At 72.4% G+C, this 17578-nt stretch carries 19 protein-coding genes; 6 read left to right on the forward strand and 13 right to left on the reverse strand.

What is annotated here, in order from left to right:
* Nucleotides 1-114 precede the first annotated feature (114 nt).
* Nucleotides 115-873 (forward strand): hypothetical protein, encoded by a 759-nt coding sequence (locus QRT04_RS07415; RefSeq protein ID WP_289454576.1) that lies wholly within the window; start codon nucleotides 115-117, stop codon nucleotides 871-873.
* Between the two features lie 187 nt (nucleotides 874-1060).
* Entirely contained in the window at nucleotides 1061-1948 is an 888-nt protein-coding gene (locus QRT04_RS07420; protein ID WP_289454577.1) for a phosphotransferase, read from the forward strand.
* Nucleotides 1949-2000: 52 nt separating this feature from the next.
* On the opposite strand, the gene QRT04_RS07425 is transcribed toward QRT04_RS07420, so the two are convergent.
* Together QRT04_RS07425 and QRT04_RS07430 are read right to left on the reverse strand one after the other, a co-directional pair.
* Nucleotides 2001-2300 (reverse strand): DUF1540 domain-containing protein, encoded by a 300-nt coding sequence (locus QRT04_RS07425; RefSeq protein WP_289454578.1) that lies wholly within the window; start codon nucleotides 2298-2300, stop codon nucleotides 2001-2003.
* An 82-nt stretch (nucleotides 2301-2382) separates the two neighbouring features.
* Nucleotides 2383-2991: a sugar O-acetyltransferase gene (locus QRT04_RS07430; protein ID WP_289454579.1), complete on the reverse strand. Its 609-nt coding sequence runs from the start codon at nucleotides 2989-2991 to the stop codon at nucleotides 2383-2385.
* Nucleotides 2992-3246: 255 nt separating this feature from the next.
* Between QRT04_RS07430 and QRT04_RS07435 the strand changes: the two genes are divergently transcribed.
* The gene (locus tag QRT04_RS07435) at nucleotides 3247-4332 is read left to right on the forward strand and encodes a glyoxalase superfamily protein (protein WP_289454580.1); all 1086 of its coding nucleotides are present in this window, start codon (nucleotides 3247-3249) and stop codon (nucleotides 4330-4332) included.
* 74 nt (nucleotides 4333-4406) lie between these two features.
* Here QRT04_RS07435 and galE read toward each other — a convergent pair whose 3' ends face one another.
* From galE to QRT04_RS07455, 4 genes are all read right to left on the reverse strand, one after another.
* Nucleotides 4407-5402, reverse strand: a complete 996-nt coding sequence (galE, locus tag QRT04_RS07440; protein WP_289454581.1) for a UDP-glucose 4-epimerase GalE — start codon at nucleotides 5400-5402, stop codon at nucleotides 4407-4409.
* 174 nt (nucleotides 5403-5576) lie between these two features.
* On the reverse strand, nucleotides 5577-6614 hold the full coding sequence (locus QRT04_RS07445) for a D-2-hydroxyacid dehydrogenase (RefSeq protein ID WP_289454582.1): 1038 nt from the start codon (nucleotides 6612-6614) through the stop codon (nucleotides 5577-5579).
* 4 nt (nucleotides 6615-6618) lie between these two features.
* The gene (locus QRT04_RS07450) at nucleotides 6619-7095 is read right to left on the reverse strand and encodes a PPOX class F420-dependent oxidoreductase (protein ID WP_289454583.1); all 477 of its coding nucleotides are present in this window, start codon (nucleotides 7093-7095) and stop codon (nucleotides 6619-6621) included.
* Between the two features lie 41 nt (nucleotides 7096-7136).
* Entirely contained in the window at nucleotides 7137-7529 is a 393-nt protein-coding gene (locus QRT04_RS07455; RefSeq protein WP_289454584.1) for a PPOX class F420-dependent oxidoreductase, read from the reverse strand.
* Nucleotides 7530-7745: 216 nt separating this feature from the next.
* On the opposite strand from QRT04_RS07455, the gene QRT04_RS07460 reads away from it, so the two are divergent.
* A complete protein-coding gene (locus QRT04_RS07460; protein ID WP_289454585.1) occupies nucleotides 7746-7994 on the forward strand; it encodes a PspC domain-containing protein in 249 nt (82 codons plus the stop codon).
* A gap of 36 nt (nucleotides 7995-8030) precedes the next feature.
* Here the strand turns inward: QRT04_RS07460 and QRT04_RS07465 are convergent, their stop codons facing one another.
* On the reverse strand, nucleotides 8031-8813 hold the full coding sequence (locus tag QRT04_RS07465) for a uracil-DNA glycosylase family protein (RefSeq protein ID WP_289454586.1): 783 nt from the start codon (nucleotides 8811-8813) through the stop codon (nucleotides 8031-8033).
* A gap of 170 nt (nucleotides 8814-8983) precedes the next feature.
* Here QRT04_RS07465 and QRT04_RS07470 point away from each other — a divergent pair, with 170 nt between their 5' ends.
* Complete coding sequence (locus QRT04_RS07470) at nucleotides 8984-10516, forward strand: amidohydrolase family protein (RefSeq protein WP_289454587.1); 1533 nt, start codon at nucleotides 8984-8986, stop codon at nucleotides 10514-10516.
* Entirely contained in the window at nucleotides 10513-12177 is a 1665-nt protein-coding gene (locus QRT04_RS07475; RefSeq protein WP_289454588.1) for a S41 family peptidase, read from the forward strand. Before QRT04_RS07470 ends, QRT04_RS07475 begins: the two co-directional genes overlap by 4 nt.
* Before the next feature lie 97 nt (nucleotides 12178-12274).
* Here QRT04_RS07475 and QRT04_RS07480 read toward each other — a convergent pair whose 3' ends face one another.
* From QRT04_RS07480 to nrdH, 6 genes are all read right to left on the reverse strand, one after another.
* Nucleotides 12275-12793: a nitroreductase family deazaflavin-dependent oxidoreductase gene (locus QRT04_RS07480; protein ID WP_289454589.1), complete on the reverse strand. Its 519-nt coding sequence runs from the start codon at nucleotides 12791-12793 to the stop codon at nucleotides 12275-12277.
* 51 nt (nucleotides 12794-12844) lie between these two features.
* On the reverse strand, nucleotides 12845-13072 hold the full coding sequence (locus tag QRT04_RS07485) for a hypothetical protein (RefSeq protein ID WP_289454590.1): 228 nt from the start codon (nucleotides 13070-13072) through the stop codon (nucleotides 12845-12847).
* A 131-nt stretch (nucleotides 13073-13203) separates the two neighbouring features.
* Entirely contained in the window at nucleotides 13204-14184 is a 981-nt protein-coding gene (nrdF, locus tag QRT04_RS07490; RefSeq protein ID WP_289454591.1) for a class 1b ribonucleoside-diphosphate reductase subunit beta, read from the reverse strand.
* Between the two features lie 177 nt (nucleotides 14185-14361).
* Nucleotides 14362-16509 (reverse strand): class 1b ribonucleoside-diphosphate reductase subunit alpha, encoded by a 2148-nt coding sequence (nrdE, locus tag QRT04_RS07495; RefSeq protein ID WP_289454592.1) that lies wholly within the window; start codon nucleotides 16507-16509, stop codon nucleotides 14362-14364.
* A complete protein-coding gene (gene nrdI / locus QRT04_RS07500; protein ID WP_289454593.1) occupies nucleotides 16479-16895 on the reverse strand; it encodes a class Ib ribonucleoside-diphosphate reductase assembly flavoprotein NrdI in 417 nt (138 codons plus the stop codon). Before nrdI ends, nrdE begins: the two co-directional genes overlap by 31 nt.
* A 156-nt stretch (nucleotides 16896-17051) precedes the next feature.
* Entirely contained in the window at nucleotides 17052-17297 is a 246-nt protein-coding gene (gene nrdH / locus QRT04_RS07505; protein ID WP_289454594.1) for a glutaredoxin-like protein NrdH, read from the reverse strand.
* Nucleotides 17298-17578 lie beyond the last annotated feature (281 nt).

Below are 17578 nucleotides of genomic sequence, written 5' to 3' on the forward strand. Positions count from 1 at the left end.
GGATTTCCGTGGGAACAGGGTCGCATACCGGACGCAGTGGACGAACTGCTCAGCGAGCGGGTGAAACTCTGCGGCGTCGCGTCACAGATCGCGCATGGCGCGCTCTCACCCGGTGTGAGCATCGACCTCGGTTCCGACGGGCCTGCCCTGCCGCACCAGCTGCGCGACCGCTGGCACGACGCCAGCGTCGCGTCCGTGTGGCGACGGCCCGCCGACTGGTACCACCCGGCGGTCGACGCCCTGGCGCTCGCGCTGCTCACCGACGACGACGCCGAGCCGTTCGCGCACGAGCTCGGACGGGCCCGCGGCAAGGACGGCGTCGGCATCGGCGAGACGATCGACGACCTGGGGTGCCTGTACCGCGCCACGGGTCGCATCGACCCCCCGACCGCCGTGGTCCGGGCGCTCTGCGAGGGCTGGGCCGACGGCCAGGCCGCGACCGTCGTGACCGGAGCCGCCGTCGACGCCACGTCCGGCCTCCCGAGCCGCCCCTACCTGGCGGTCCGGCTGGCCGAGGAGTACGCCGGACCGTCGCCGCGGGGCGCGCTGCTGGTCGTGGACGCCGCTGTCGCGGAGCTGCCGCCGTGGAGCGTGTCGGTCCGGTCCGCGACCGTGGGGCGCGCGCTGCTCGACACCTACGGCCACGGGCACCCGATGGCGGCCGTCGGCGGGGGCGTGTTCGCCGTGCTGGTCCGGCCCGGCGACGACTCCGACGGGCGCGCGCACGAGCTGCGCGTGCGGATCGCGCACCTCGCGACCCGTCTGCGGGCGGCCGACGCGCTGCGGCACCCGCTGCGCGTCCGGCTCGTGCCGCTGCCGGCCGACCTCGAGGACGCCGTCGCGCTCCTGGACCGCAACGCGCACACCGGCTGACGCGAGCCGGTGCGGCCGGCTCGCGTGGCTCACCGGGCCGCCAGTCTGCGCGACGCCGCGCGCCCGCGCCCACCATGCGGACAGTCGGATCGGGTCAAGGACAGTTCATGACGAGCCCCGCCGCAGGTCAGCGACGGGTGCACTCACGCGGCGGGACAAACCCGGCGTTCCCCACTTACCGTGGAGCATGGCTGCCGCAGGACTCGCCCCCACGGACCCCTCCCGACCCTCCGGCACGAGCGCGACGAACGGCCCCGACCGCCAGGTCGAGCCGCCCGTCGGCGGGTCGCCCGCCGGCGACACGGCCGTGCCCGCGCTCGAGCCCTGCGAGGACTCTCCCGTTGTGCCGCAGCCGCACGGCCGGCACTCCGCGGGTGGCGACGACGAGTCGCCCGCCGACGAGCCCGGCCCGCTCCTCGCGTCCGGAAACTCGGCCGACGTCTACGCGCTCGACGACGGGCACGTGCTGCGCCGCTACCGGTCGGGCCGCGACGCGGCCGGCGAGGTCGCGCTGATGCGGCACGTCGCGGCGCACGGGTTCCCGGTACCCGAGGTGGTCAGCGTCGACGGCCCGGACGTCGTGATGGAGCGTCTCCACGGACCCACCCTCCTGCAGGCGCTGGGTGCCGAGGAGGTCTCGCTGCACGACGGCGCGCAGATCCTCGCCGACCTGCACCGGCGCCTGCACGCGGTGCCCGCGCCCGCGGGTGCTGCTCCCGGCGAGGTCGTCGTCCACCTCGACCTGCACCCCGGCAACGTGGTGCTCTCGGAGGCCCACGGTCCCGCGCTCGTCGACTGGGCGAACGCACGCACGGGCGCGGCGGGGCTCGACACCGCACTGACGGCGCTGATCGTCGCCGAGGTCGCGGTCGACGCGGGCGGCGTCTACTCCCAGGGCGCGCGCGCTCTGCTCGCGGCGTTCCTGGCGGTCGCGGACGACGACCCCTCGGAGACGCTCGACGAGGGCATGGCCGTGCGCGCGAGCGACCCGTCGCTGCTGGAGGGCGAGGCCGAGCTCGTGCCGCAGGCCGCAGCGCTCATCCGCGACCTGCTCGAGGTCGCGCGGCCGGCCTGACCTGGTCGCGCGGCGGGCCTGGCGACGGGCCCGCGCCTGAGGCGAGGCGCGATCAGCGCGGGCTGTACGTCAGGCAGTCGGCGAGGTCGTGGCCGGCGCCGACGCGCACCGACGGTGCGGCGCACTCGAGCGCCGAGTTGTGCGTGCAGTCCTGGCGCTGGCACGCACCGACGTGCGAGATCACCTTGTCGAGCCCGCCGCGCACGCCGAGCGGGATGAACGTGGCGCACTGCGCGTCACCGTTCGTGCCGCCCACGGTGATCGCCGCGGCGTGACAGTGGGAATGGTCGTTGTACGAGCAGCCCTCGACCGAGCACTCCGACACGGTGGGCAGCTCCATCAGCTCCGTCATGACGACCTCCGGGCGAGGGATCCGGTCAACACGTTCGACGGTAGACCCGGCATGGCATCCCGGCCAGCAGGTCACCGTCGCGTCAGCTCGCCGCGTCCTCGCGCAGCCGCCGGATGACGCGCGCCGGGTTGCCGGCGACGACCGTGGCGGGCGGCACGTCCCTCGTCACGACCGCGCCCGCACCGACGATCGCGTCGGCGCCCACGGTCACGCCCGGCAGGAGGATCGCGCTTCCGCCGATCCACACGTTGTCGCCGACGACGATGGGCAGCACGCGCTCGTACCCGGCGCGGCGGTGGTCGGGGTCGAGCGGGTGGTTCGGCGTGTAGAAGCGGACGCCCGGGCCGATCAGCACGTCCTCGCCGATGGTGATGCGCCCGCCGCCGAGCGCGAGGAAGTCTGCGTTGACGAACGTCCCGCGGCCGATGCTCACGTGGTGGCCGTACTCGACCGAGAACGGCGGCCGGAAGTCGACGCCCTCGCCGACGAAGCCCAGCAGGTCGCGGAACATGACGAGCGCCGTCTGCGGGTCGGCCCGGTAGACCTCGGTCAACCGGCGTGACGCCTCGTGGTTGCGCGCCGTGATCTCGCCGAGCTCGGCCGAGAGCCGGTAGCGGTACCAGTCGCCCGCGACCATCTTCTGGTACTCCGTGCGGGTGTCGGTCGGGTCGTCGCCGGGCAGCCTCGTCATGGCACGAGCCTAGGCAGCAGTCGTGGGACGACTGACGGACGAAGGTCGCACCGCCGCGTTCCCTGCCGCGGGCGGGGTTCCCGGGGCTAGCCTGACGGTGGCCAGGGCAGCCGGCCGCCTGCACCCGGGAGACCGGGACGGTGAATGCCCACCGCACCGCCCACCTGTCCGTGATGCGCCCTCGTCGGGGCGGACCCGCCAGGCAACGCAGGCCCCTGATCCGCGCGAGCGGAGGTCCGCCGGAGAGGCAGCGTCATGACCGAGACCGTCACGCCCGAACCCGTCACACCCGGTGCGGCCACGCCCAAGCAGATGGCGCGGCGGCTGCGCGCGGAGCTCGCGGCCCGTGGGCTCGCGATCGGGCACAGCGAGGCGCTCGAGCTCGTCGCCCACCAGTGGGGCGCGCGCGACTGGAACACGCTCGCCGCGCGACAGCCCGGCGCGGGCGCCTCACCGGGTGCGTCCGCGGTGTCCCCCGGGGCCGCCGTCCCGATCCTGCGGATCTTCGACCGTGCGAAGGCCGTCGAGTTCTACGTCGACTACCTCGGGTTCCGGCTCGACTGGGAGAACGGCGGCCAGCACGACCACTCGCCGCTGTACGCGCAGGTGAGCCGCGGCGCCGCCGTGCTGCACCTGAGCGAGCACCACGGCGACGCGAGCCCCGGCGGCGCGGCGCTGATCCCCGTCGCCGATGTCGACGCGCTGCACGACGAGCTGCACACGCGCGAGTACGACTTCGCGCGGCCCGGCGTCTCCGCCGAGGAGTGGGGGCGCGTGATGGTCGTCATCGACCCGTTCCACAACCGGATCGTGTTCCACGAGCCGCCGGCTGCGGCCGTCGAGCCTCGCCCGTCCGAGGCGGCCGCGCCGATCGAGCTCGCCTCCGAGCTGACCGTGCCGCCCGAGGTCGCCTTCGACGCGTTCACGCAGCGGATCGGCGAGTGGTGGCACGAGGCGTACTCGCCCGGCGGCCTGGTCGGGCTCGACACCGGCGGGGCCGTGGGTGCGCGCGTCACGATGGCGCTCGCTGACGGCACGACGTACCCGTGGGGCACCGTCACGGTCTGGGACCCGCCGCACCGGTACGCGCAGACCTTCACGCTCGCGCAGGACACCGAGAACCCGAGCACGCTCGACGTGCGGTTCGAGCCGCGGGCCGGCGGCGGGTGCACCGTGCGGTTCGCGCACGGCGGCTGGACGGCGGGCAACCTCGCCGACCGGGCGCGGTTCACCGAGTGGGACATCCTGCTCGGCCGGTTCGCGGCCGTCGCCGAGGGGCGCGAGGTGCCGCCGGTGCCGCGCTGGGTGACCGGCGAGGAACCGCGGCCGCACGCGACGTAGGCGGGACGGCTCGCGGGCCGGAGGGCGAGGCCGCCGCGGCCCGACGCTCAGGCGGTGCGCCGGGTGCCGGCGCCTCAGGCGGTGCGCGCCGCCTCGCGGTGCAGCCGGGCGGCCCAGGCGCTGCGGGCCATGTCGTCGACGTCGTGCCGCATGGCCCAGTCGAGGTCGCGCGCCGCCGCGTCGCCGCGCGCGACGATCCGCGCCGGGTCGCCCGGCCGTCGGGGCGCCACCTCGGCCTCGAAGGCGACGTCGGTCGCCGCCGCGATCGCCGTCATGATCTGGTGGACCGAGGTGCCCTCGCCCGAGCCGAGGTTGTAGACCGGCGCGAGCTCGTCGCCGGCCGCGAGCCGCTGCGCGGCTCTCACGTGCGCGAGCGCGAGGTCGGCGACGTGCACGTAGTCGCGCACGCACGTGCCGTCGGGCGTGGGGTAGTCCGTGCCGTTGATGCGCGGCGTGCGCCCGTCCGCGAGCGCCTCGAGCACCAGCGGGAACAGGTTGTGCGGGCTCGTGTCCTCGACCTCGGGGTGCCCGGAGCCCACGACGTTGAAGTACCGCAGGCTCGTGTGGCGCAGCGGCGCGCCCGACCCGGCGAGGGCGCGCGCCTGGTCGGCGATCAGCCACTCGCCGATCAGCTTGCTCTGCCCGTACGGCGACTCGGGAGCGGTCGGCGTCTGCTCCGTCACGACCTCCACGGGCGGCGTGCCGTAGACCGCGGCCGACGACGAGAACACGAGCGACGCGACGCCCGCCTCGGCCATCGCCGCCAGCACGCTCGCCGTGCCCGTGACGTTCTGCTCGAACGTGTGGAGCGGCCGCGCGACCGAGACCCCGGCGTACTTGAACCCCGCGAGGTGCACGACGCCCGTGACCCCGTGCTCGCGCAGGGCGTCCGTCAGGCGGGTCGTGTCGAGGATGCTCGCCTGCACGAACGGCACGCCGTCGGGCACGAACGACGCGTGCCCGCTCGACAGGTCGTCGACGACCACCGGCGTGATGCCCGCCGCGGCGAACGCGCGGACCACGTGGGCCCCGATGTACCCCGCACCGCCAGTGACGAGCCACGTGCTCACGCGCCGACCTCCCAGGTCGTGACGGGCCGACGCGAGGACGCGCGGCCACGGAAGGAACGCCGCCGCGCGAGGCGCCGGCGACAGGGCAGTCTCTCCGGCGGCGGCGCCGGTGTCCAAAGCGGGGCCGCCGCGTCCCACGGCCGAGCCTGCACGCCGTCGGCCCGGCGACCGGGCTCAGTAGAACTCGACCGTGTCGACGACGTTCGCCATCGGCTCCCCGCGCAGGAAGTGCCGCACGTTGTCGACGAACAGCTCGGAGATCAGCCGCTCCTGGTCGCCGGTGATCGCCGCGGTGTGCGGACTGACGACGACCTGCGGCATCGCCCACAGCGGGCTGTCGGCCGGGAGCGGCTCGGTGGCGAACACGTCGAGCACCGCGTTGCCCACGATCCCCGCCTCGAGCGCGCGGACGAGCGCCGCCTCGTCGATCACGGACCCGCGCCCGACGGAGACGACCGTCGCGCCCGGCCGGAGCGCGGTCAGCACGGCCTCGTCGACCAGGCCGTTCGTCGCCTCGGTGCCGGGCAGCGTGACGACGAGCGCGTCCAGGCGTCGCGCGGCGTTCGCGAGCTCCGTGGTCGGGACGACGTCGGCGACCTCGCCACGAGGCCGGCCGTCGCGCGTCACGCCCACCACGTGCGCACCGAGCAGCGTGAGCAACCGCGCTGCCTCGCGGCCGATGTGGCCGAGCCCGAGCACGCCGACCGTGAGGTCCGACAGCCGCCGCATCTCCCGCTGGTCGGGCCAGGTGCGGCCGGCCTGCTGGGCGCGCAGCCGGCCGAGGTCCTTCGCCCCGGCGAGCACGCCGAGCAGCGCGAACTCCGCGAGCGCCCCGGCGTGGACCCCCGCCGACGTCGTGAACGTGACGCGCCGGAGCTCGTCGTCGGTCAGCCCTGCCGCCCGGACCTGCGCGCCACCGCCGGCCGCCATCGTCTGCACCCAGCGCAGCCGCGGGTTGGCGCGGACCGTGCGCGCGAGCGCCTCCGACGAGACGTCCGGGATGCCGTAGAGCACGTCCGCCGAGTCCACGAGCTCCTCGAACGCGGCCTGCTGCTCGGGCGTCCGACGGAACGACGAGTCGCCGGCGAAGTCCGCGGGCCACCGCTGCGGCGGCATCAGCGACGCGTCGGCAGCGACGTCGACGCCGGGCAGCGCCTCCCGGAGCCGCGCCAGCAGCGCGTCGGGCATCGGGGTGGCGACGACGACCCGCACCGCGTCAGCCGTCGAGCCGCGCGGCGACGTCGGCGGGGAAGCCGCCCGTCGCGATCGGCCCCCAGCGCGTCGGCGTCACGCGGATCAGCGACTTGCCCTGGATGCGCATCGCGGCGCGGTACTCGTCCCAGTCGGGGTGCTCGCCCGCGATGCAGCGGTAGTAGTCGACGAGCGCGTCCTCCGCCTCGGGCATGTGCAGCACCTCGGCGTCACCGTCGAGCTGGACCCAGGGGCCGTCCCACTCGTCGGAGAGCACCACGACGGACGCGCGCGGGTCGCGCTCGGCGTTCCGCGTCTTGGCGCGGCCGGGGTACGTCGAGACGACGACGCGGCCCGCGTCGTCGACGCCGCCGCTGACGGGCGACACCTGCGGCCGGCCGTCCCGCCGGGTCGTCACGAGCAGCAGGCGGTGCCGCGGCCGGACGAAGTCGAGCAGCTCGGACAGGTCGACGCGGCGCGTCGTCGCGATGGTGCGTGCCATGCGTCGAGGCTAGGCCGCGCCGACCCGTCCGGCAGCGGGCCCTACTGCTTGGTCGTCGTCTCGACCTGCATGACGAGGATGACGCGGTCGGCCTTGTCCGGCGGCGGCGTCTGCGCGGCGTTCCCGTAGCGCTTGCCGAGATGCACGTAGAACTCGCCCTCGGGGTCGGGGATCACCTCGACGAGCCGGCCACGCAGCTCGAGGTAGTGGAACGGCTGCTCCGGGTCGACGATCGAGTAGCTCATCGCCGGGTTCGCCTGGAGGTTCTTGAACTTCTGCCGCTTGGTGGTGTGCGTGAACCGCAGCGTGCCGTCGATCCAGTCGAACCACATCGGGTTCACCTGGACGGCGCCGTCGGGCCGGATGGTCCCGAGGTGGCCGTACAGGGGCTGCTCGAGGAGGGGTGCGTACGTGGCGGGGATGAGGTCGGTCACTCTTGGGATGCTAGGTCGGTCGCGTCCGGACCACCGCTCGGCCGAGGTCTCGTCTCGTCAGCCGGGCGCGGGCGCGCGTCGACCCGCAGCCGGTCCGGGGGTTGGCCAGGGTCGTTTCCGGGGGCTTCCCCGATGGTCGGCGCGCGGCGCGGCGGGCCAACCTGGAGCCACGCCCGGGGCGCGGGGCCCCGGGCGGCCATCCGAGAGGAGCTCCTCGTGAGCACGATCCACGCGTCCATGGCCGGCCAGGGACTCGTCCGGCCGATCGAGGGCCGTGTGCTGGGCGGCGTCTGCGCCGGCCTCGGCCGACGGTTCGGTCTGAGCCCCTGGACCACCCGGCTGCTGTTCGTCCTCGTCCTGATGGTGCTGCCGGGCAGCCAGGTCCTCGTCTACCCGATCCTCTGGATCCTGATGCCGTCGGAGCAGCCGCAGTGGGTGGCGCCGCAGCCGGGCGGGGGCGCCTGACCGTCGCGGCCCCGGGGCCGGACGTCGCGTGCCGGACTACGGCACCTGGATCGAGATGTTCGCGCGCTCGGTGCCCGGCGGCGACGCGAGCGTCGCCCAGAAGTCGGTGCTGCGCATCCACGCCTGCAGCCCCATCGGCAGGTCGCGGCTCGGGATCTCCGGCAGCTCCGCCGCGGTGAAGTCGGCGCCGTAGGGCACCAGCGGCACGGCGGCGTCCGGGTGCGCGATCCTCGGGTGCAGGTGCTGGAGCGCGACGTTCCAGTTGTCCAGGAGGTCCTGGCGCGAGATCGGCCCGTTCGGCTTGTCGGCCGTGGGGTGCAGAGCCGCCTGCTGGAAGACCGTCACGCCCGCTCCTGCAGGCGACTGGAGGAACGCCTTCCACGCCTCACGCGCCGGGGTGCCGAACGTGACCACGGCCTCGATCCGGCCGGGCGCCAGTGCCGCCCGCAGCCACTGGTTCCGGTAGGCCTCGATCTCGGGGTCGTGGAGGTGCGGCAGCGCCATGTCCTGGTTGTAGATCCCGTACAGGAACGCGTTGACCATCAGGTAGCGACGGGTGAGGCCGAGCTTCTCGACGAAGCCCTGCACGCGCCGGCCCGCCTGACCGGACAGGATCCGCCGCGTGAACGCCTCGGTCTGCGCGGGGTCCTGGCCGATGACCAGCAGCCGCGCGCTGCCGTCGGCGCGGCCGCGGTAGAAGATCGGGCCCCACAGGGACCGGAAGCCGTCGTCCCCCCGGAACACCGTGTCGTCGGGGTAGCTGCGGCAGAGCGCCTTGAACGCGCCCCGCGGCCCGGCGTCGAACGGATCCGTGATCATCGGGTCCCCCGTCTCTGGCGTCGACCTGACGAGAACGTCACAGGGGATCCGCCGCGCATCCCCTGTGACACCGCGGAGACGACGCGCGTCACCGCCCGGGTCGGGGACGGCGCGGCGTCGGCGCCCCGCGCTCGGCCCGGTCGGCCGAGGCCGTCGGCCGGGGGTTCGTCATGGCGCAGCTCGTGGTCGCCGGGCACGTCGCACCGATGGCGCACGGCGCGGACGCGCCGCCGCGGCGCGGCCGCGTCTGGATCGAGGACGACCGGATCGTCGACGTGACGTTCGGCCGCCGGCGGGTCGCGGGCTTCGAGGCGGCGACCCAGGTGGACGTCGGCGACGACCTCGTGCTGCCCGGGTTCATCGACATGCACAACCACCTCGCGTACAACGCGCTGCCCTTGTGGACGGAGCCGGGCCGCACGCAGCCGTGGCTGCACAACAAGCAGTGGCCCGACGCCGACACCTACACCGCGTCGATCACCGAGCCCGCCTGGGTCTACGCGAAGGCGTGCCCCGAGGCGCTGCTCGCGTACGTCCAGGTGCGGGGCATGGCCGGCGGCGCGACCTCGATGCAGGGTTGGCCGACGTCGAACCGGGGCTACCGGACGGTGGTCCGCGACGTCGACAGCGAGGAGGCGGGCACCGGGCGGGACGACCTGATCTACACCTCGGTCGTCACCAAGACCGGCGACGCGCTCACCGAGTCGGTGCGGCGGATGGCCGCCGGCGCGGGGTTCGTCTACCACTGCTCCGAGGGGCAGCGCGGGTCGCGGGTCGTCCAGGACTACACCGACCTCGACCGTGCGGGCGGCCTGCTGAGCACGCTCATCGCGATCCACTGCTGCGCGCTGGACGCCGGGCAGTGGGCCAGGTGGGACACCGCGACCGCGGGTGGCGTCGTCTGGTCGCCGCTGTCGAACCTCGTGCTCTACGACCAGACGACGCTCATCGACGACGCGCGCGCCCGCGGCCTCACGGTCTGCCTCGGGTGCGACTGGGGGCCGTCCGGCACCCGGAACCTGCTCGGAGAGATGAAGGTGGCGCGGATCGCGGCGGACCACCTCGGCTACGCGCTCACCGACGCGCAGATCGTCGAGATGGTGACGAGCAACCCCGGCACGCTCCTGGAACGGTGCTGGCACCGCCCGGTCGGCAGGCTCGTCCCCGGCGCGTTCGCCGACGTCGTCGTGATCCGTGCCCACGGCGACGCGGACCCCTGGGGGCAGGTCGTCCGGGCGAGGGAACGCGACGTCGAGCTCGTCATGATCGGCGGGGTGCCGCGCTACGGCGACGCCGCGCTGATGACGAAGGCGGGCGCCCCACCGAGCTTCACGGCCACCATCGGGCATCGCTCGCGGCGCGTCGCGCTGCCGGACCCGAAGGACCCGGCGGCCGCGTGGTCGTGGAAGGCGGTCCTGGACACGCTGCGCGCCGTCCAGCGGGACCCGCAGCGGGCCATCGCCTCGGCCCAGGCGCGCGCGGCGGCAGGCCCGCGGTTCGCGCCCGACGCCGAGCTCGAGCTGTTCCTCGACATGCCCGACACGCGCCGCACGGGCCGGGCCGGGCCGCCGAAGAACCCGGCCACCGTCACGATCCCCCCGGTGCCGCCCGTCGAGCACGACGCGGCCTTCTTCGACCGGCTCGACGCCTCACCCATCCAGGGCGGCGTGCTCGCGCCGCTGCGCGCGGCCTTTCTGCCGTGAGTCCCGCCGGCCGGGTGGCGAAGCAGGCCCGCACCGGGGCCCCGCTCGACGACGTCGTGCCGCTGCGGGCCCAGGCGGCGGCTCCCGTGGCCCTGACGACGACGCAGCGACACGACCTCGTCGACCTCTGGACCACGCTCGTCACCGACGTCTACGTGCACTACGACCAGAAGCGATCCCTCTACGGCTTCGACCCCGTCGCGGCGCTCGCGGCGCTCCGGCGCGACATCCCGTTCCTCGACTCGGCGGGGTTCCTGCGCGCGCTGACGCGGCTCGTCAACCGCCTGCGCGACCAGCACACGCAGGTGTTCGTCGGGACGGCGGACCAGCGCACGAGCGCGTACGTCGCCGCGGTGCCGTTCCTCGCGGAGTCCTTCGGCCCCTACCTCTCGCCGACGTTCGTGGTCACGAAGACGACCGACGAGGTCGCCCGCAGCGGGCTGACGCCGGGCGCACGACTGACCACGTGGAACGGCATCCCGTTCGCGCGCGCGGTCGACCTGTACGCCGACACGCTCACCGGCGGCCGGCCCGACGCGCGTCGGGCCCGCGCCCTGCAGACCCTCACGCAACGGCCGCTCGCCTACCTCCCGCCGCCCGACGAGCTCTGGGTCGAGATCGGCTACCGGCGGCCGGACGACCGCCCGTCGCACGCGGACCGCACCGCCCGGTTCGAGTGGCGTGCGATCCAGCCCGGCAGCGCGGCGACCGCCGACACGCTGATCGAGACGCGCACGCACCGCGCGATCGACGTCATCGGCGAGTCCACCCGCCGCGCGCGCAAGCTGCTGTTCGCGACCGAGCTGTGGGAGCAGGACCGCCTCGACGCCGCCGCGCGTGCACGCGACCGCGGCTGGCTGCCGACCGACTTCTCCGACGCGCTCGCCGCGCGACCGTTCACCACGTCGCACGGCGAGTTCGGCTACCTGCGCCTCTGGACCTTCGACGTCGAGCACATCGCCCGCTTCGTCGACGACATCGCGCGCACCCTGCGTGCGCTGCCCGCGACCGGGCTCGTCATCGACGTCCGCGCCAACCCCGGCGGCGTCGTCGACTGCGCGGAGCACGTGCTGCGGCTGTTCACGGACGACCGCGTCGACCCCACCCGGTTCGCCTGCCGCGCGACGCGGGCGATGGTGGCGATGACCGAGGCGGACGGCAACGGCGCGGACCTCGCCGACTGGGCCGGCTCGACCCGTGCGGCGCTCGACCTCGGCGAGCCGTTCTCGCGGCACCTGCCGATCACCGATGTCGACGCCCTGGACGCGGTCGAGCGGGCGTACGACGGGCCCGTGGTCTGCGTGGTCGACGCCAGCACGTACTCGTGCGGCGACCTGTTCGCGGCCGGCATCGTCGACCAGGGCATCGGGCAGGTCGTCTCGGTCGGCGTCGCGTCCGGCGCGGGCGGCGCGAACGTCTGGACGGCCGACGACGTCCAGTACGCGTACCACGCCGCGCACCTCGACCTCCCGCCGCTGCCGCCCGGCATCGGCTTCGCCGTGTCGGTGCGCCGGATGGTCCGGTCCGGTCGCAGCGCGGGCCTCGCGATCGAGGACGTCGGCGTCGTCGGCGACGAGCAGTACGAGATGACGGAGCGCGACATCGTCGACGGCAACCACGACCTGCTCGAGTTCTGCGGGGCGCTGCTGGCCGGCGCGTGAGGATGCGAGCGGGTCGCCGACAGCGCGCGGCTCGCGCGGGCGTGGTGGGCGCCGGCGTCCCTCGCGCCCCTCCCGCCGCCGCGCGACGGCGAAGGCATCACGCGGGGACGAGCTCGAAGAGCGGGTGGCGCTGGGCCTCGGCGGCATAGTCCTCGTGCGTGTCGTCGACGCGCACGCGGACCTGGCGCAGGATCGCGACGGGCGGACGCACGTGCGGCCCCAGCACGCGGCGCAGCAGGCGCGAGCGGTGGTACGGGGCGAGGGCGTCGCGAAGGATCACCGCCGCCTCGTCGGTGGGGACCTCGGTCGCACGGACGACCCGACGCCGCCCGCCCGGTTGGACCACCGTGGCCTCGCCGGCCGCCCGGAGGTTGCGGGCCCAGCCCGTCGCGCCGTACGTCGCGTGGACGTAGACGTGGCCGCCGGCCACGAACGCGGTGACCGGCGTCGTGCGGTCGATCCCGGACTTCCGCCCGCGCACGACGAGCAGGACGTTGGCTGCGCCGGTCGGGACCCCCGCCCGGATCATCGGCACGGCGAGGTGGTTGACCAGGCGGAAGAACCGGCGCGCGACCCGTTCCCGGACGTCGAGGCCGGAGCCTCGGTTGCTCCTCATCGTCTGCCACTCCCCTCTGCGCCGCGGCACGTCGAGGCAGTCGACGTGCGCCTACGCCCGCCCGCTGACCGACGACGGGATGACGACCGTCCCGCACGAGTCGCACCGCCACGCCGGCGCGCTGTGGTTGAAGATGCCCCGCGTGAGCAGGATCCCGCCGAGGTCGCCGGCCGGACCCGTGCTGCCCTTGAACTTCACACCCGGGGAGCGCCCGACGACCACCCCGGCCGCCAGCGTCGTCGATCCGCACGTGGGGCACTGGTTCGTCGTCGGAGTCACGCGGGCAGCGTCGCGGACGCCGCGACACCCGTCAACGCCCGAGCGCTGCCGGGCATGAGCGTCCTCCGCCGTGATGCACTCGACCCCGGCGCGATGGATCGCGTCGGGGTCGAGTCGGTGAGCAGCGGGCGTCAGAAGTCCCAGTCGGCGTCCTCGGTGTTGACGGCCTTGCCGATGACGTACGACGAGCCCGAGCCCGAGAAGAAGTCGTGGTTCTCGTCCGCGTTCGGCGACAGGGCCGACAGGATCGCCGGGTTGACGTCGGTCTCGTCGCGCGGGAACAGGGCCTCGTAGCCGAGGTTCATCAGCGCCTTGTTGGCGTTGTAGCGCAGGAACTTCTTGACGTCCTCGGTGAGGCCGACGCCGTCGTAGAGGTCCTGCGTGTACTCGACCTCGTTGTCGTACAGCTCGAAGAGCAGCTCGAACGTGTAGTCCTTGAGCTCGTTGCGCTCCTCGGGCGAGACGAGCTCAAGGCCCTTCTGGAACTTGTAGCCGATGTAGTACCCGTGCACCGCCTCGTCGCGGATGATCAGGCGGATCAGGTCGGCCGTGTTCGTGAGCTTGGCGCGGCTCGACCAGTACATGGGCAGGTAGAAGCCGGAGTAGAAGAGGAACGACTCGAGCAGCGTGCTCGCGACCTTCCGCTTCAGCGGCGAGTCGCCCTTGTAGTACTCCATGACGATCTCGGCCTTGCGCTGCAGGTTGCCGTTCTCCTCCGACCAGCGGAACGCCTCGTCGATCTCCTTGGTGGAGCACAGCGTCGAGAAGATCGAGCTGTACGACTTGGCGTGCACCGACTCCATGAACGCGATGTTCGTGTAGACGGCCTCCTCGTGCGGCGTGAGCGCGTCGGGGATGAGCGACACCGCGCCGACCGTGCCCTGGATCGTGTCGAGCAGCGTCAGGCCCGTGAAGACGCGCATCGTCAGCGTCTTCTCCTGCTCGGTGAGCGTCGCCCACGACTGGATGTCGTTCGACACCGGCACCTTCTCGGGCAGCCAGAAGTTGCCCGTCAGCCGGTCCCAGACCTCGGCGTCCTTGTCGTCCTGCAGCCGGTTCCAGTTGATCGCCGACACCCGGTCGATCAGCTTCAGCTTCCCCGTCGACATCATCAGCCCGGTCCTTCGTTCACGTCGTTCGTTCGTTGATCTTCCAGACCCCTCCCACCGATGGGCGAGGGCCGTACGGAGCGAGGCGGCGTCGGCGCATCCTCCGGTGTGGTGGGCGTCAAGCGCCGCCGCAGGCGGCGCCGGGCAGAGGATGCGCCGGCGCCGCCTCGCGGACCACCACTAGAGCATGCAAGACACGCAGCCCTCGACCTCGGTCCCCTCCAGCGCCATCTGCCGGAGCCGGATGTAGTAGATCGTCTTGATGCCCTTCTTCCACGCGTAGATCTGCGCCTTGTTCAGGTCGCGGGTCGTCACGGTGTCCTTGAAGAAGAGCGTCAGCGACAGGCCCTGGTCGACGTGCTGCGTCGCCTCGGCGTAGGTGTCGATGATCTTCTCGTAGCCGATCTCGTACGCGTCCTGGTAGTACGCCAGGTTGTCGTTCGTCATGAACGGCGCCGGGTAGTAGACGCGGCCGATCTTGCCTTCCTTGCGGATCTCGATCTTCGACGCGATCGGGTGGATCGAGCTCGTCGAGTGGTTGATGTACGAGATCGAGCCCGTCGGCGGGACGGCCTGCAGGTTCTGGTTGTAGATGCCGTGCTCCTTCACGGAGGCGGCGAGCTCGCGCCAGTCGTCCTGCGTCGGGATGTGCACCTCGGCGTCGGCGAACAGCTGGCGGATGCGCTCGGTGCGCGGCGCCCACTCGCGGTCGATGTACTTGTCGAAGTACTCGCCGGTCGCGTACTTCGAGTCCTCGAAGCCGTAGAACTTCGAGCCGCGCTCGATCGCGAGCTTGTTCGACGCACGGATCGCGTGGAAGGCGACCGTGTAGAAGTACATGTTCGTGAAGTCGAGGCCCTCGTCCGAGCCGTAGAAGATGCGCTCGCGCGCCAGGTAGCCGTGCAGGTTCATCTGCCCGAGGCCGATGGCGTGGCCGCCGGCGTTCGCCTTCTTGATCGACGGCACCGACTCGATGTCCGTCTGGTCCGACACCGCGGTGAGCGCGCGGATCGCGGTCTCGACCGACTTGCCGAAGTCCGGCGAGTCCATGGCGAGCGCGATGTTCATCGAGCCGAGGTTGCACGAGATGTCGCGGCCGACGTGGTCGTACGAGAGGTCCTCGTTGAACGTCGACGGCGTCGAGACCTGGAGGATCTCCGAGCACAGGTTCGAGTGCGTGATCTTGCCCTTGATCGGGTTCGCCCGGTTCACCGTGTCCTCGAACATGATGTACGGGTAGCCCGACTCGAACTGGATCTCCGCGAGGGTCTGGAAGAACTCGCGCGCGTTGATCTTCGTCTTGCGGATCCGCGCGTCGTCGACCATCTCGTAGTACTTCTCGGTGACGTCGATGTCGGCGAACGGCACCCCGTAGACGCGCTCGACGTCGTACGGCGAGAAGAGGTACATCGGCTCGTTCTTCTTGGCGAGCTCGAACGTGATGTCCGGGATCACGACCCCGAGAGACAGCGTCTTGATGCGGATCTTCTCGTCCGCGTTCTCGCGCTTGGTGTCGAGGAACCGGTAGATGTCCGGGTGGTGCGCGTGCAGGTACACCGCGCCGGCACCCTGGCGCGCGCCGAGCTGGTTGGCGTACGAGAACGAGTCCTCGAGCAGCTTCATCACGGGGATGACGCCGGACGACTGGTTCTCGATGTGCTTGATGGGCGCGCCGTGCTCGCGGATGTTGCTGAGCAGGAGCGCCACGCCGCCGCCGCGCTTGCTCAGCTGGAGCGCCGAGTTGATGCCGCGCGCGATCGACTCCATGTTGTCCTCGATGCGCAGCAGGAAGCAGCTGACGGGCTCGCCGCGCTGCGCCTTGCCGAGGTTGAGGAACGTGGGCGTCGCGGGCTGGAACCGGCCCGACACGATCTCGTCGACCAGGTTGATCGCGAAGTTCTCGTCGCCCTCCGCGAGCGACAGCGCGACCATGCAGACGCGGTCCTCGAAGCGCTCGAGGTAGCGCTTCCCGTCGAAGGTCTTGAGCGTGTACGACGTGTAGTACTTGAACGCGCCCAGGAACGTCTGGAACCGGAACTTCTTCGAGTACGCGTACTGGAAGAGCGTCTTGATGAACGCGCGGTCGTACTGCTCGAGCACCGCGGCGTCGTAGTACTTGTTCTCGACGAGGTAGTCGAGCTTCTCGTCCAGGTCGTGGAAGAAGACCGTGTTCTGGTTGACGTGCTGCAGGAAGTACGCGCGCGCCGCTTCCCGGTCCTTGTCGAACTGGATCTCGCCGTTCGGACCGTAGAGGTTCAGCATCGCGTTGAGGGCGTGGTAGTCCAGCCCCGACGTGTCTACGCGGAGATCAGTGACTGTCGCTGCCAAAACCGTTCCAATCCGTCGCGGACGCGCTGGACGTCCTCGTTCGTTCCCATGAGCTCGAAGGCGTACAGGTAGGGGACGTGGCACTTGGCCGCGATGATGTCCCCCGCGATGCAGTACGCCTCGCCGAAGTTGGTGTTCCCCGCGGCGATGACGCCGCGGATGAGCCCCCGGTTGCCCTCGTCGTTGAGGAACTTGATGACCTGCCGGGGTACCGCCCCGCCCTCGTTGCCGCCGCCGTAGGTGGGGACGACCAGCACGTAGGGCTCGGTGACGTGCAGGAACGCGTCCGTGGGCCGCAGCGGGATGCGCTGGGCGGGCAGGCCGAGCTTCTGCACGAAGCGGTGGGTGTTGTCCGACGCGGAGGAGAAGTAGACCAGGGAGCTCATCGGTCCGCCTCCCTCACCTCGGGGTCGTGCTGCGGTGCTGCTGGACGAGAGAGCCGTCCGCTGCGGTGCGGGTGCCGGGCCCGCCGGGCCGGCGCGGCCGGTGCCGACGCCGACCCGGGGCGTCCGGGGTGCCGGCGACCTCGCCGGCGAGGGCGGTCAGGCGACCGCGGTGGCCAGCTTCTCGGCGAGCGCCTTGATGCGGTCCGGGCGGTAGCCCGACCAGTGGTCGCCGTCGACGATCACCACGGGAGCCTGGAGGTGGCCGAGCGACATGACGTAGTCGCGCGCGTCGGCGTCCTCGCTGATGTCGACGACCGTGTACTCGGCGTCCAGCTTGTCGAGCGCGCGGTACGTCGCGTTGCACTGCACGCAAGCCGGCTTGCTGTAGACCGTGATCGTCATCGTGGCTCCCTGTGCTGACGTCCGCGTGGCCCTTGCTGGGGCAGCCGCGGAGGCTTGTGTCTCGCGTCGCGGCTCCCCCGCCGCAACGAGTCTCGACACTACACCTAGTGGTAGGCCCTGCAAGAGACCACTAGGGGTTGTGCTTACACGCGTGTCGTTTTTCACCCTGTGTGTACCGGGACAGCCTACGACCGACCACTGACACGACCCTGGCCAGCACCTTTGCTCGGCCGTTCACAGCGGTCCACAGCGGTCCACAGCACGTCCCCAGACAGGTCCAC

The sequence above is a fragment of the Cellulomonas alba genome, from assembly GCF_030362835.1.
Classification (GTDB): Bacteria; Actinomycetota; Actinomycetes; order Actinomycetales; family Cellulomonadaceae; genus Cellulomonas; species Cellulomonas alba.